This is a genomic window from Escherichia sp. GZ89 (assembly GCF_019366485.1).
Taxonomy (GTDB): domain Bacteria; phylum Pseudomonadota; class Gammaproteobacteria; order Enterobacterales; family Enterobacteriaceae; genus Escherichia; species Escherichia fergusonii.
In genome coordinates this window covers 93,107-108,071 of the sequence record NZ_JAEOHX010000001.1, presented here as the reverse complement: position 1 = coordinate 108,071, position 14,965 = coordinate 93,107, and the positions used below count along the sequence as shown (strand labels likewise).

The window sequence follows — 14,965 nt, the reverse complement described above, 5'->3', positions numbered from 1 at the left end:
AAAGGAGAAATTAATCAGATATTGCTAACGATTTCTTTAATCAAAGGCGGTCCTTTAAAAATAAATCCCGAATAAATTTGCACCAGCGTTGCACCCGCAGCAATCTTTTCACGTGCAGCGATAACCGAGTCAATGCCGCCAACACCGATGATCGGTAAACGACCGTTTAATTCCTGTGATAAGCGGCGAATAATTTCTGTGCTTTTTAACTGAAGCGGACGACCGCTTAAGCCACCGGTTTGATCGCAATTTTTCATTCCCTGTACCAGAGAGCGATCAAGTGTGGTATTGGTCGCAATAACGCCATCAATATTATGGCGAACTAAACTATCGGCAACCTGGATCAATTCTTCTTCAGAAAGATCCGGCGCGATCTTCACTGCGATCGGCACATATTTTTGATGGATCTTTTGCAAATCGTTTTGTTTATTTTTGATCGCGATTAATAAATCATCGAGCGCCTCACCATATTGCAGGGTGCGTAATCCCGGTGTATTCGGCGAGGAAATATTGATGGCGATATAACCAGCATAAGGATAAATTTTATCCATACAAATCAGATAGTCATCTTTACCCTGCTCCACCGGTGTATCTTTATTTTTGCCGATGTTAATACCCAGGACGCCGTCATAATGGGCTTTTTTTACATTCTCAATAAGATTATCCACCCCGAGATTGTTAAAGCCCATTCGATTGATCAGCCCTTCGGCATCAACCAGGCGGAAAAGACGCGGTTTGTCATTTCCAGGTTGTGGACGCGGCGTTACAGTGCCGATCTCAATCGAGCCAAACCCCATTGCGCCTAACGCGTCAATACACTCCCCGTCTTTATCCAGACCAGCGGCAAGACCAAGCGGATTTTTAAATGTCAGCCCCATGCAACTGACAGGTTTAACAGGTACTTTCTGCCGGACAAGTGCTTCAAACGGAGTACCTGTAATGCGGCGTAATTGCTGAAAAGTAAACTCATGAGCGCGCTCTGGATCGAGCTGGAAAAGGGCTTTACGAACGAAGGGGTAGTACATGAACTCTCCTAGATTCCCGGTGTGCAAACCGGGGGCGTATTATGTGCGAGTTCGGTTCAAAAGTGAATTGACCTGCGGCAAAAAATAGCAAACGTTTTCTTATTGCGCTTTTTTTATGCTTTTTTTGGCTTTTCTTCCTCAGATAAATCATTTCGACACGCGGACGCCCTCTGTCAGACTGACCTAATTGTTATCAATGCTAACAAAACAAGAACAATTGGTTATAAGGAGAGAGTATGCGTGTCATCACCCTGGCGGGGAGTCCTCGCTTTCCTTCTCGCTCCAGCTCCTTGCTGGAATATGCGCGGGAAAAACTAAATGGCCTGGATGTAGAGGTTTATCACTGGAATCTGCAAAACTTCGCCCCGGAAGATCTGCTTTATGCCCGTTTCGATAGTCCGGCACTCAAGACCTTCACCGAACAGCTGCAACAGGCCGATGGACTGATAGTCGCTACACCTGTGTATAAAGCCGCCTATTCCGGAGCGCTGAAAACCCTGCTCGATCTGCTGCCAGAACGCGCGTTGCAAGACAAAGTGGTACTGCCGCTGGCAACGGGCGGTACAGTGGCTCACCTTCTGGCGGTCGATTACGCGCTTAAACCGGTATTAAGCGCGCTGAAAGCCCAGGAGATCCAGCACGGCGTGTATGCCGATGACTCACAGGTGATTGATTACCAACATAAGCCACAGTTCACGCCAAATCTGCAAACCCGTCTTGATGCCGCGCTCGACACCTTCTGGCAGGCGCTGCACCGCCGCGATGTTCAGGTTCCTGACCTTCTTTCTCTGCGAGGTAATGCCCATGCATAACATCATTAAACTGGCGCTGGCGGGATTGCTTAGCGTCTCTACACTCGCGGTTGCCGCAGAGTCGTCTCCAGATGCGTTACGTATTGGCTATCAGAAAGGCAGTATTGGTATGGTGCTGGCAAAAAGCCACCAATTACTGGAAAAACGCTATCCGCAAACAAAGATCTCCTGGGTGGAGTTTCCCGCGGGTCCGCAAATGTTGGAGGCGTTGAACGTTGGCAGTATTGATCTCGGCAGTACCGGGGATATTCCACCAATCTTTGCTCAGGCCGCCGGAGCTGATTTGGTATACGTGGGCGTCGAGCCACCGAAGCCCAAAGCCGAAGTGATTCTGGTGGCAGAAAACAGCCCGATCAAAACCGTAGCCGATCTTAAAGGTCACAAAGTTGCCTTTCAGAAAGGTTCCAGCTCGCACAATCTTTTACTACGCGCACTACGTCAGGCCGGGCTTAAATTCACGGATATCCAGCCCACTTACCTGACGCCTGCCGATGCCCGCGCCGCGTTCCAGCAAGGTAACGTCGACGCATGGGCTATCTGGGATCCCTACTACTCCGCTGCGTTATTACAGGGCGGCGTGCGGGTGCTGAAAGACGGCACCGATCTTAATCAAACTGGATCGTTTTATCTGGCTGCCCGTCCGTATGCAGAAAAAAACGGCGCATTTATTCAGGGTGTACTGGCAACCTTTAGTGAGGCCGATGCGTTAACCCGCAGCCAGCGCGAGCAAAGCATCGCTTTACTGGCAAAAACGATGGGCTTACCAACGCCGGTGATTGCCTCTTATTTAGATCATCGCCCCCCTACCACCATCAAACCGGTTAACGCCGAGGTTGCCGCCTTACAGCAGCAAACGGCAGATCTGTTTTATGAAAACCGTCTGGTGCCGAAAAAAGTCGATATTCGCCAGCGTATCTGGCAGCCCACTCAACTGGAAGGAAAACAATTATGAGTCTGAATATGTTCTGGTTTTTACCGACCCACGGTGACGGGCATTATCTGGGAACGGAAGAAGGTTCACGCCCGGTTGATCACGGTTATCTGCAACAAATTGCGCAAGCAGCGGATCGTCTGGGCTATACCGGTGTGCTGATCCCAACGGGGCGCTCCTGCGAAGATGCGTGGCTGGTGGCGGCGTCGATGATCCCGGTGACGCAACGGCTGAAGTTTCTTGTCGCCCTGCGTCCCAGCGTAACCTCTCCTACCGTTGCCGCCCGCCAGGCCGCCACGCTTGACCGTCTCTCGAATGGTCGTGCGTTGTTTAATCTGGTCACAGGCAGCGATCCACAAGAGCTGGCAGGCGACGGCGTATTCCTCGATCATTGCGAGCGTTACGAAGCCTCGTCTGAATTTACACAGGTCTGGCGGCGCTTATTGCAGGGCGAAACCGTCGATTTCAACGGTAAACATATTCATGTGCGCGGAGCCAAACTGCTCTTCCCGCCGATTCAACAGCCGTATCCTCCGCTTTACTTTGGCGGCTCGTCAGACGTCGCCCAGGATCTGGCCGCTGAACAGGTTGATCTCTACCTCACCTGGGGCGAACCACCGGAGCTGGTAAAAGAGAAGATCGCGCAAGTGCGGGCGAAAGCTGCCGCGCATGGACGCAAAATTCGTTTCGGTATTCGTCTGCATGTGATTGTTCGTGAAACTAACGACGAAGCGTGGCAGGCCGCCGAGCGGTTAATCTCGCATCTTGATGATGAGACCATCGCCAAAGCACAAGCCGCGTTTGCCCGCACCGATTCCGTGGGGCAACAGCGAATGGCGGCGCTACATAACGGCAAGCGCGACAATCTGGAGATCAGCCCCAATTTATGGGCGGGCGTTGGCTTAGTGCGCGGCGGTGCCGGGACGGCGTTGGTGGGCGATGGTCCGACGGTCGCCGCGCGAATCAACGAATACGCTGCGCTTGGCATCGACAGCTTTGTGCTTTCTGGTTATCCGCATCTGGAAGAAGCGTATCGGGTCGGCGAGTTGTTGTTCCCACATCTGGATATTGCCATCCCGGAAATTCCCCAGCCACAACCGCTGAATCCGCAAGGCGAAGCGGTGGCGAATGATTTTATCCCCCGTAAAGTCGCGCAAAGCTAAGGAACAAAATGATGGCAACGCCAGTGAAAAAGTGGTTATTGCGCGTTGCCCCCTGGTTTTTACCGGTGGGCATCGTGGCGGTGTGGCAACTGGCCTCCTCGGTTGGCTGGTTGTCGACGCGTATTTTGCCCTCACCGGAAGGGGTGGTGACGGCGTTCTGGTCGCTCTCAGCCAGCGGCGAATTGTGGCAACATCTGGCGATCAGCTCCTGGCGGGCGCTGATTGGTTTTTCAATTGGCGGATCGCTGGGCTTGATTCTGGGACTGATTAGCGGGCTGTCGCGCTGGGGAGAACGGCTGCTGGATACCTCAATTCAAATGTTGCGCAACGTGCCGCATCTGGCGCTGATCCCACTGGTGATTTTGTGGTTTGGCATTGATGAATCCGCGAAAATCTTTCTGGTGGCGCTCGGCACGCTATTCCCCATTTATATCAACACCTGGCACGGCATCCGTAATATCGATCGCGGTCTGGTGGAGATGGCGCGTAGCTATGGATTATCCGGCATTCCGCTGTTTATCCATGTGATCCTGCCTGGTGCCCTGCCCTCAATTATGGTCGGCGTACGTTTTGCGTTGGGCCTGATGTGGCTGACGCTGATTGTTGCCGAAACTATTTCTGCCAATTCCGGCATTGGTTATCTGGCGATGAATGCACGGGAGTTTTTGCAAACGGATGTGGTGGTAGTCGCCATTATTCTCTACGCCCTGCTCGGCAAACTTGCTGACGTCAGCGCGCAGCTGTTAGAGCGCCTCTGGCTGCGCTGGAATCCGGCTTATCATTTGAAGGAGGCCACGGTATGAATACTGCTCGTCTGAACCAGGGCACACCCTTGTTACTCAATGCAGTAAGCAAACATTACGCGGAAAATATCGTCCTGAACCAACTGGATTTACATATTCCGGCAGGTCAGTTTGTGGCGGTGGTGGGCCGCAGCGGTGGTGGCAAAAGTACCCTGCTGCGCCTGCTGGCAGGTCTGGAAACGCCAACCGCAGGCGATGTGTTAGCGGGTACCACACCGCTGGCTGAGATTCAGGAAGACACGCGAATGATGTTTCAGGATGCGCGTCTGCTACCGTGGAAATCGGTGATTGATAACGTTGGGTTAGGCCTTAAAGGTCAGTGGCGCGATGCCGCGCGTCGGGCGTTGGCAGCGGTAGGACTGGAAAATCGCGCGGGGGAATGGCCTGCCGCACTCTCTGGCGGGCAGAAACAGCGTGTGGCGCTGGCAAGGGCATTGATCCATCGACCAGGTTTGTTGTTGCTTGATGAACCGCTCGGGGCGCTGGACGCCTTAACGCGACTGGAGATGCAGGATTTGATTGTGTCACTTTGGCAGGAGCACGGTTTTACCGTCTTGCTGGTGACGCATGATGTGAGCGAAGCGGTAGCAATGGCTGACCGGGTGTTGTTAATTGAAGAGGGAAAAATTGGTCTGGATTTGACGGTGGATATCCCCCGTCCGCGCCGGTTAGGGTCGGTGCGATTAGCGGAGCTGGAAGCGGAAGTGTTGCAACGGGTGATGCAGCGCGGTGAATCTGAAACTCGCCTGAGAAAACAGGGGTAAATTCCCCGAATGGCGGCGCTATTGCCGCCATTCGGTTATTTATCAAGCCAGAGCTTTAGTTATCTTCTCGTACAGATCGCCAGAGAGATTTTCCAGCCCTTTCAACTGCTCCAGCGCCGCGCGCATTTTCTCCTGACGTTTGGCATCGTAACGTTTCAGGCGAATCAGCGGTTCAATCAGACGTGAAGCCACCTGCGGGTTACGGCTGTTGAGGTCGGTAAGCATTTCCACCAGGAACTGATAACCGCTGCCATCTTCGGCATGGAACGCTGCCGGGTTGCTGCCCGCAAATGCCCCAATCAACGAACGAATGCGGTTCGGGTTGCTCATGGTAAATGAGCGATGCTGCAACAGACCACGCACCGTCTCCAGCACATTTACCGCCGGACTCGTGGCTTGCAGGATAAACCATTTATCCATCACCAGACCGTCCTGATGCCACTTGTCGTCGTACTCCTGCATCAACTTGTCACGACATGGCAACTGTGCGGCAACCGCCGCAGAAAGCGCCGCCAGCGCATCGGTCATATTGTTCGCTTCATGGTACTGCTTGCTCACCAGCACGTCAGCCAGATGCGTCTCACCAAAAGCAAGGAAGCGCAGGCAGGCGTTACGCAGCGTCCGTTTCGCAATATCTTCATGCTCAACGCGGTACTCGCTCTGGTAATTCGCGTTGTAAATAGCCAACAATTCATCCGCCAACTCTGTCGCCAGAGTACGGGTGAGTGCTTCGCGCACTTCAGCAATAGCAATCGGGTCGATGATATCGAACAGTTCCGCCATTTCATTTACCGAAGGCAGCGTGAGAATTTCTGCCGCCAGCGCCGGATCGATTTTTTCATCCAGCAGCACCGCGCGGAAAGCATCAGCAACATGCACCGGCAGAGACAGCGGCTGCCCTTGCTGATGACGGGCGACGTTCAGCTTGATGTAGGTTGCCAGCAGGCTTTGCGCCGCATCCCAGCGGGAGAAATCATTACGCGCATGACGCATCAGGAAGGTCAGTTGCTGATCGCTCCACTTATATTCCAGTTTCACTGGCGCAGAGAATTCGCACAGCAGTGCGGGTACCGGCTGGAAGTAGACATTATCAAAGACAAAGGTCTGTTCCGCCTGGGTGACGTTCAGTACCGAATTCACCGGGTGACCGCCTTTCTGCAACGGGATCACTTTGCCTTCGTTGTCATACAGCTCGATGGCAAACGGAATATGCAGTGGCTGTTTTTCTGCCTGATCCGGCGTAGCTGGCGTGCGCTGGCTGATGGTCAGGGTATACTGCTCGGTTTCCGGATTGTAGTCGTCTTTGACGGTCACAACCGGCGTACCGGACTGGCTGTACCAACGGCGGAAATGGGAGAGATCGACATTTGACGCATCTTCCATCGCCTGAACAAAGTCGTCGCAGGTTGCCGCACTGCCATCATGGCGCTCGAAATAGAGCTGCATCCCTTTCTGGAAGTTTTCTTCGCCCAGCAGAGTGTGGATCATGCGAATCACTTCCGCGCCCTTCTCATAAACGGTCAGGGTGTAGAAGTTGTTCATTTCAATAACCATATCCGGGCGGATCGGGTGCGCCATCGGGCTGGCGTCTTCCGCAAACTGCAATCCGCGCATGGTGCGCACGTTGTTGATACGGTTTACTGCGCGGGAACCAAGATCAGAGCTGAACTCCTGATCGCGGAACACGGTTAAGCCTTCTTTCAGGCTGAGCTGGAACCAGTCGCGACAGGTCACACGGTTACCGGTCCAGTTGTGGAAATATTCGTGACCAATAACGCGCTCAATATCGAGATAATCTTTATCGGTCGCGGTATCGGTGCGCGCCAGTACATACTTGGAGTTAAAGATGTTAAGACCTTTATTCTCCATTGCGCCCATATTGAAGAAATCCACCGCGACGATCATATAGATGTCGAGGTCATACTCCAAGCCGAAGCGTTCTTCATCCCATTTCATGGAGTTTTTCAGCGAGGCCATCGCCCACGGCGCACGATCAAGATTGCCGCGATCGACGTACAGCTCCAGCGCTACTTCGCGACCAGAACGCGTGGTGAAGGTGTCGCGCAGTACATCAAAGTCACCTGCCACCAGCGCAAACAGGTAGCACGGTTTCGGGAACGGGTCCTGCCATTGTACCCAGTGGCGTCCATTTTCCAATTCGCCTTGCGCAACGCGGTTACCGTTGGAAAGCAGGAAGGGATATTTGGTTTTATCGGCAATAATTTTGGTGGTAAAACGCGCCAGCACGTCCGGGCGGTCGAGATAATACGTAATATGGCGGAAACCTTCGGCTTCACACTGGGTGCAAAGCGCATCGCCTGACTGATAAAGCCCTTCCAGCGCGGTATTCGTCGCCGGGCTAATTTCATTAACGATCTTGAGCGTAAAACGCTCCGGCAAATTACTGATGACCAGTGCGCCCTCTTCTTCTTTCCAGGCGGTCCATGGCTCATCATTAATATGAACAGAAACCAGTTTGAGATCTTCGCCATTGAGACGAAGCGGAGCATCTGATGCACCATGACGGACAGCCTGGCTGACCGCGGTAACGACCGTCTTTTGCGCGTCCAGGTCAAAGGTCAAGTCAATATCAGTAATCTGGTAATCCGGCGCACGATAATCGTGACGGTATTTGGCTTGTGGCTGTTGAGTCATAAATAACCTTTAGCATCTTTTATAGAGTCTGGTGTTCAGTCTATTCCTGTTGCGTAAATCGCGCTATGCAGAATCTTCATCTTTTCAGACACAAAGCCAATTTTTGCTACAATTCTATAACAGGAGGCACAAATTGCCCTCGACCAGAATGGGTGCTTATGGTGTGATCGGGGTTCAATAAATCGCTAAACAAGGTATACTCCAGCGGTTTTCGAAGATGTTTATTGTACTAAACGCTCCCGCGAGAGGATGCTACTGCGAACCTATGACACAATTCGCTTCTCCTGTTCTGCACTCGTTGCTGGATACAGATGCTTATAAGTTGCATATGCAGCAAGCTGTTTTTCATCACTATCACGATGTGCATGTAGCCGCTGAATTTCGTTGCCGTGGTGACGACCTTTTGGGGATATATGCTGATGCCATCCGCGAGCAGGTGCATGCAATGCAACATCTGCGTCTTCAGGAGGAGGAGTTCCAGTGGCTGACCGGTCTGCCCTTCTTCAAGCCTGATTACCTGAACTGGCTGCGTGATTTTCGCTATAACCCGGAGCAAGTTTCCGTTACTAACGATAACGGTAAACTTAATATTCGCCTTACCGGGCCGTGGCTGGAAGTAATCATGTGGGAAGTTCCGTTACTGGCAGTGATCAGTGAACTGGTGCATCACTATCGTTCCCCCGAGGCTAGTGTACAGCTGGCGATGAATACCCTTGAGCAAAAACTGGCTGATTTCACCACATTAACTGCCGGGCTCGATATGTCGCGCTTCCATTTGATGGATTTCGGTACTCGTCGGCGTTTTTCCCGAGACGTACAAGAAGCCATTGTTAAGCGCTTACAGCAAGAATCCTGGTTTGTCGGTACCAGTAATTACGATCTGGCACGTCGTTTGTCGCTCACACCGATGGGTACCCAGGCGCATGAGTGGTTTCAGGCACATCAACAAATTAGCCCAGATTTAGCGACCAGTCAGCGAGCTGCACTTGCTGCCTGGCTGGAAGAGTATCCCGATCAACTTGGCATTGCATTAACCGACTGCATCACTATGGATGCCTTCCTGCGTGATTTCGGTGTCGAGTTCGCCAGTCGTTATCAGGGATTACGCCATGACTCTGGCGATCCGGTTGAATGGGGTGAAAAAGCCATTGCCCATTATCTGAAGCTGGGTATCGATCCACAAAGTAAGGTGTTAGTGTTTTCCGATAATCTCGATTTAACGAAGGCTATTGAGCTTTATCGGCACTTCTCTTCGCGAATCAAATTGAGCTTTGGTATTGGCACACGACTGACCTGTGACATTCCTCAGGTTAAACCACTCAATATTGTGATTAAGCTGGTGGAATGTAATGGTAAGCCGGTGGCTAAGCTTTCTGATAGCCCAGGTAAAACCATTTGCCATGATAAAGCCTTTGTGCGGGCATTGCGTAAAGCCTTCGATCTTCCCCAAATCAAAAAAGCCAGTTAATTTAGAGGGAGTCGTAAAGGCTCCCTTTTTGCCTTTTATTCTGAAATCTTTCACTCAGCCTGCGAATTCTGCTTGTCTGATTGCAGATGCCAGGTAACATAGGTATCCCCCCATTGAAGGGTGGACAAGTGTTTATTTTTTCCGACTATTAACAGAGAGAATATTATGAGCGTTGTGCCTGTAGCCGACGTACTCCAGGGCCGTGTAGCCGTTGACAGCGAAGTCACCGTGCGCGGATGGGTACGTACCCGCCGAGATTCAAAAGCTGGCATCTCCTTCCTCGCCGTTTATGACGGTTCCTGCTTTGATCCTGTACAGGCTGTCATCAATAATTCTCTGCCCAATTACAATGAAGACGTCCTGCGTCTGACCACCGGTTGCTCGGTCATTGTGACGGGTAAAGTCGTGGCGTCGCCAGGCCAGGGGCAACAATTTGAAATTCAGGCCAGCAAGGTTGAAGTTGCTGGTTGGGTTGAAGATCCAGACACTTACCCGATGGCGGCAAAACGCCACAGCATTGAGTATCTGCGTGAAGTCGCTCACCTGCGTCCGCGCACAAACCTGATTGGTGCCGTCGCGCGCGTTCGCCATACGTTGGCGCAGGCGCTGCATCGCTTCTTTAACGAGCAGGGGTTCTTCTGGGTTTCAACGCCACTGATTACTGCGTCTGATACCGAAGGTGCTGGCGAAATGTTCCGCGTTTCTACGCTGGATCTGGAAAACCTGCCGCGTAACGATCAGGGCAAAGTGGATTTCGACAAAGACTTCTTCGGTAAAGAGTCTTTCCTGACCGTATCTGGTCAGTTGAACGGCGAGACCTACGCTTGCGCATTGTCCAAAATTTATACCTTCGGCCCGACTTTCCGTGCTGAAAACTCCAACACCAGCCGTCACCTGGCGGAGTTCTGGATGCTGGAGCCGGAAGTGGCGTTTGCTAACCTGAACGATATCGCGGGTCTGGCTGAAGCCATGCTGAAATATGTCTTCAAAGCGGTTCTCGAAGAACGCGCTGACGACATGAAGTTCTTCGCTGAACGCGTAGATAAAGATGCCATTTCACGTCTGGAACGTTTCATTGAGGCCGACTTCGCTCAGGTGGATTACACCGACGCAGTGACCATTCTCGAAAACTGCGGCAAGAAGTTTGAAAACCCGGTTTACTGGGGCGTTGATCTCTCTTCTGAGCATGAACGTTATCTGGCGGAAGAACACTTTAAAGCACCGGTAGTGGTTAAAAACTATCCGAAAGACATTAAAGCGTTCTATATGCGCCTTAACGAAGACGGAAAAACCGTTGCGGCAATGGACGTTCTGGCACCGGGCATCGGTGAGATCATCGGTGGTTCCCAGCGTGAAGAGCGTCTGGATGTGCTGGACGAGCGTATGCTGGAAATGGGCCTGAACAAAGAGGATTACTGGTGGTATCGCGATCTGCGTCGCTACGGAACTGTTCCGCATTCCGGATTCGGTCTTGGTTTTGAACGCCTGATTGCTTACGTAACAGGCGTGCAGAACGTGCGTGACGTGATTCCGTTCCCGCGTACTCCGCGTAACGCCAGCTTCTAATTACATTTCATATGCAAAAAGCCAGCACCTGTTGCTGGCTTTTTTTCGCTTATTCACTTCTATAACGTCAATTTTTGTCAGCACATCGCAAACAAATTTCGTATCAATCGGCAAAAGACCTTGTATCTGTTACGGAATATTTCTCTGAATTATGATTGATTAAAAATTATTCCGCATAATTATTGCGGTTTAGTTTTTTCTCAACTACACGAGTGTTTTTTAATCAAAAAATTAGCTGTCCAGATGTCTATTGACAAAACCAGGTTATTTTCTGGTAGCAATAAATTTAAGACATCAGGCAAATAAAATATAAGAAAATCATATAAATGTATAAGATCAACGGAAAATTCACAGGAAAAGGAGAGGAAATATGACGGTGTTCACAAAGTTTGTTCTTGTTAATATTTTTTTACATATTTTTTCTTTTTGTAACCACTTTTTTAACTTTGTAGCACTTTCACTCTGGCGAAACGTTAGCCCGAATGGAAAGATGCCTGTCAGATACATAAAGACACCAAACTTTCATCAATAGTTCCGTGAATATTTATTTACAGAATTTATTGGCGGCAGTGGCAGGTGTTATAAAAAAAACCATGAGGGTAATAAATAATGATGAAGCGCAATATTCTGGCAGTGGTCGTCCCTGCTCTGTTGGTAGCAGGTACCGCAAACGCTGCGGAAATCTATAACAAAGATGGCAACAAACTGGATCTGTACGGTAAAGCTGTCGGTTTGCATTATTTCTCCAAGGGTAACGGTGAAAACAGTTACGGTGGCAATGGCGATAAGACCTATGCCCGTCTTGGTTTTAAAGGGGAAACTCAGATTAACTCCGATCTGACCGGCTACGGTCAGTGGGAATACAACTTCCAAGGTAATAACTCTGAAGGTGATGATGCTCAGAATGGCAATAAAACGCGTCTGGCGTTTGCTGGTCTGAAATTCGCTGATGCGGGTTCTTTCGATTACGGTCGTAACTACGGCGTGGTTTATGATGCCCTGGGTTATACCGATATGCTGCCTGAGTTTGGTGGTGACACCGCCTACAGTGATGACTTCTTCGTAGGTCGAGTTGGCGGTGTTGCAACTTACCGTAACTCCAACTTCTTTGGTCTGGTTGACGGCCTGAATTTCGCTGTTCAGTACCTGGGTAAAAACGAGCGTGACACTGCACGTCGTTCTAACGGCGACGGTGTTGGCGGCTCTATCAGCTATGAATTTGAAGGCTTTGGTATCGTTGGTGCTTATGGTGCTGCAGACCGTACCAACCTGCAGGAAGACTCTACCCTTGGCAAAGGCAAAAAAGCTGAACAGTGGGCTACTGGCCTGAAGTATGATGCTAACAACATCTATCTGGCAGCTAACTACGGTGAAACCCGTAATGCTACGCCGATCACTGGTGGCTTTGCCAACAAAACGCAAGATATCCTGTTAGTTGCGCAATACCAGTTCGACTTCGGTCTGCGTCCGTCCATCGCCTATACCAAATCTAAAGCGAAAGACGTAGAAGGTGGAATCGGTGATGTTGATCTGGTGAACTACATTGAAGTGGGCGCAACCTACTACTTCAACAAAAACATGTCTACCTATGTTGACTATGCGATTAACCAAATCGATTCTGACAACAAGTTGGGCGTAGGTTCCGACGATACAGTTGCTGTTGGTATCGTTTACCAGTTCTAATAGCATACCCCTTTGTTAAATGCCTAAAAAACAGGACTTTGGTCCTGTTTTTTTATACCTGATAGAGAAATCTTGCATCTGAAAAAAACAGTCAGAGTTTTCATCAGTAATAGTTGGAATTTTGTAAATCTCCCGTTACCCTGATAGTGGACTTCCCTTCTGTAACCATAATGGAACCTCGTCATGTTTGAGAACATTGCTGCCGCTCCTGCCGACCCAATACTGGGCCTGGCCGATCTGTTTCGTACCGATGAACGTCCCGGAAAAATCAATCTCGGGATCGGTGTCTATAAAGATGAGACGGGCAAAACACCGGTACTGACCAGCGTAAAAAAAGCTGAGCAGTATCTGCTCGAAAATGAAACTACCAAAAACTACCTCGGCATTGATGGTATTCCGGAATTTGGCCGCTGCACTCAGGAACTTCTGTTCGGAAAAGGTAGCGCATTGATTAATGATAAGCGTGCTCGTACTGCCCAGACCCCTGGTGGCACGGGAGCATTGCGCGTCGCCGCCGATTTCCTTGCAAAAAAAACCGATGTAAAACGTGTTTGGGTGAGCAACCCTAGCTGGCCAAACCATAAGAGTGTGTTTAATTCAGCCGGTCTGGAAGTGCGTGAATATGCTTATTATGACGCGGAAAACCACTCCCTGGACTTCGACGCTCTGGTAAACAGCCTGAACGAAGCACAGGCTGGCGATGTTGTACTGTTCCATGGTTGCTGCCATAACCCAACCGGGATTGATCCTACTCTTGAACAATGGCAGATGCTGGCACAACTGTCAGTTGAAAAAGGCTGGCTACCGCTGTTTGACTTCGCTTACCAGGGGTTTGCTCGTGGCCTGGAAGAAGATGCTGAAGGCCTGCGCGCTTTCGCAGCTCTACATAAAGAGCTGATCATTGCCAGCTCCTACTCGAAAAACTTTGGTCTGTATAACGAGCGCGTAGGTGCCTGTACGTTGGTTGCCGCTGACAGCGAAATTGTTGACCGCGCATTCAGCCAGATGAAATCGACCATCCGTGCTAACTACTCCAACCCACCAGCTCATGGTGCCGCCGTTGTTGCTACTATTCTGAGTAATGATGCCCTGCGTGCAATTTGGGAGCAGGAATTGACTGATATGCGTCAGCGTATTCAGCGTATGCGTTTGCTGTTTGTGAGCACCCTGCAGGAAAAAGGCGCAAACCGCGACTTTAGCTTTATCATTAAGCAGAACGGTATGTTCTCCTTTAGTGGCCTGACTAAAGAACAAGTATTGCGTCTGCGTGAAGAGTTTGCGGTGTATGCGGTTGCTTCTGGTCGAGTGAACGTAGCCGGGATGACGCCAGATAACATGGCGCCGCTTTGCGAAGCGATTGTGGCAGTGCTGTAAAGACTAGTTAAACGAAGCCCGCTGTGAAAGCGGGCTTTTTTATGTGACTTACCAGACGGGCATTTCATCTTGCAGGAAGGGGTTATGCAACCGCTCGTAACCAAGAGTGGATAATGGTCCGTGACCCGGGATAAATGTCACGTCATCACCCAGCGGCAACAATTTATCTTTGATTGCAGCAATCAGTTGATTGTGATCGCCACGCGGGAAGTCACTACGCCCTACTCCGCCTTTGAAAATAACATCGCCAGAAATCAGCAGCTTTGCCTGATCATCAAAAAACACCACATGACCCGGCGTATGTCCAGGGCAATGTAACACCTGTAAAGTCACATTCCCTATGCTAATGGTATCGCCTTCGTTCAGCCAACGATCCGGCGTCAATGGCTGACACTCGTCCAGTCCAAACATACGACTTTGCGCTGGCAAACCTTGCAGCCAGAACTCATCTTCTTTTTCCGGGCCAAGAACCGGCACGCCGTAATGTTGCGCCAGTTCCGCCGCTGCACCAACATGGTCCAGATGACCATGCGTCAGCAGGATCTGCATCAGCGTCAGGCCGCTGGCGTCAACTTCCTGTTTGATTTTTTCCGCATCGCCGCCAGGATCGACCAGTGCGGCCAGACGGGTTTGTTCACACCAGATCAATGAACAGTTCTGGGAGAATGCGGTGACCGGAATAATACGATAGTTCATACTGCCCCTGTTTTGTTAAGCGATT

General features: G+C 50.7%; 12 protein-coding genes. 9 read left to right on the top strand and 3 right to left on the bottom strand.

What is annotated here, in order from left to right; translation table 11 throughout:
* Positions 1–14 precede the first annotated feature (14 nt).
* A complete protein-coding gene (pyrD, locus tag K0335_RS00505; protein ID WP_002431618.1) occupies positions 15–1,025 on the bottom strand; it encodes a quinone-dependent dihydroorotate dehydrogenase in 1,011 nt (336 codons plus the stop codon).
* A gap of 236 nt (positions 1,026–1,261) precedes the next feature.
* Between pyrD and ssuE the strand changes: the two genes are divergently transcribed.
* From ssuE to ssuB, 5 genes are read left to right on the top strand one after another with little or no spacing between them, the layout of a single operon-like run.
* A complete protein-coding gene (gene ssuE / locus K0335_RS00500; protein WP_104919627.1) occupies positions 1,262–1,837 on the top strand; it encodes an NADPH-dependent FMN reductase in 576 nt (191 codons plus the stop codon).
* The gene (gene ssuA / locus K0335_RS00495) at positions 1,830–2,789 is read left to right on the top strand and encodes an aliphatic sulfonate ABC transporter substrate-binding protein SsuA (protein ID WP_104919626.1); all 960 of its coding nucleotides are present in this window, start codon (positions 1,830–1,832) and stop codon (positions 2,787–2,789) included. The genes ssuE and ssuA overlap by 8 nt, the downstream gene beginning before the upstream one ends.
* The gene (ssuD, locus tag K0335_RS00490; protein ID WP_104919625.1) at positions 2,786–3,931 is read left to right on the top strand and encodes an FMNH2-dependent alkanesulfonate monooxygenase; all 1,146 of its coding nucleotides are present in this window, start codon (positions 2,786–2,788) and stop codon (positions 3,929–3,931) included. The genes ssuA and ssuD overlap by 4 nt, the downstream gene beginning before the upstream one ends.
* Positions 3,932–3,942: 11 nt before the next feature.
* A complete protein-coding gene (gene ssuC / locus K0335_RS00485; protein WP_032183869.1) occupies positions 3,943–4,734 on the top strand; it encodes an aliphatic sulfonate ABC transporter permease SsuC in 792 nt (263 codons plus the stop codon).
* The gene (ssuB, locus tag K0335_RS00480; protein WP_001090506.1) at positions 4,731–5,498 is read left to right on the top strand and encodes an aliphatic sulfonates ABC transporter ATP-binding protein; all 768 of its coding nucleotides are present in this window, start codon (positions 4,731–4,733) and stop codon (positions 5,496–5,498) included. Before ssuC ends, ssuB begins: the two co-directional genes overlap by 4 nt.
* A 42-nt stretch (positions 5,499–5,540) precedes the next feature.
* On the opposite strand, the gene pepN is transcribed toward ssuB, so the two are convergent.
* On the bottom strand, positions 5,541–8,153 hold the full coding sequence (pepN, locus tag K0335_RS00475; protein WP_219393686.1) for an aminopeptidase N: 2,613 nt from the start codon (positions 8,151–8,153) through the stop codon (positions 5,541–5,543).
* A gap of 265 nt (positions 8,154–8,418) precedes the next feature.
* Here pepN and pncB point away from each other — a divergent pair, with 265 nt between their 5' ends.
* The 4 genes from pncB (at position 8,419) to aspC (ending at position 14,244) form a co-directional block, all read left to right on the top strand.
* Entirely contained in the window at positions 8,419–9,621 is a 1,203-nt protein-coding gene (gene pncB / locus K0335_RS00470) for a nicotinate phosphoribosyltransferase (protein WP_000191397.1), read from the top strand.
* Positions 9,622–9,786: 165 nt separating this feature from the next.
* A complete protein-coding gene (asnS, locus tag K0335_RS00465) occupies positions 9,787–11,187 on the top strand; it encodes an asparagine--tRNA ligase (RefSeq protein WP_104919623.1) in 1,401 nt (466 codons plus the stop codon).
* 609 nt (positions 11,188–11,796) lie between these two features.
* Positions 11,797–12,870: a porin OmpF gene (gene ompF / locus K0335_RS00460; RefSeq protein WP_046081546.1), complete on the top strand. Its 1,074-nt coding sequence runs from the start codon at positions 11,797–11,799 to the stop codon at positions 12,868–12,870.
* Between the two features lie 183 nt (positions 12,871–13,053).
* Positions 13,054–14,244: an aspartate transaminase gene (gene aspC / locus K0335_RS00455; RefSeq protein ID WP_046083462.1), complete on the top strand. Its 1,191-nt coding sequence runs from the start codon at positions 13,054–13,056 to the stop codon at positions 14,242–14,244.
* Between the two features lie 48 nt (positions 14,245–14,292).
* Here the strand turns inward: aspC and gloC are convergent, their stop codons facing one another.
* Positions 14,293–14,940, bottom strand: a complete 648-nt coding sequence (gloC, locus tag K0335_RS00450) for a hydroxyacylglutathione hydrolase GloC (protein ID WP_001109459.1) — start codon at positions 14,938–14,940, stop codon at positions 14,293–14,295.
* Between the last annotated feature and the right edge of the window lie 25 nt (positions 14,941–14,965).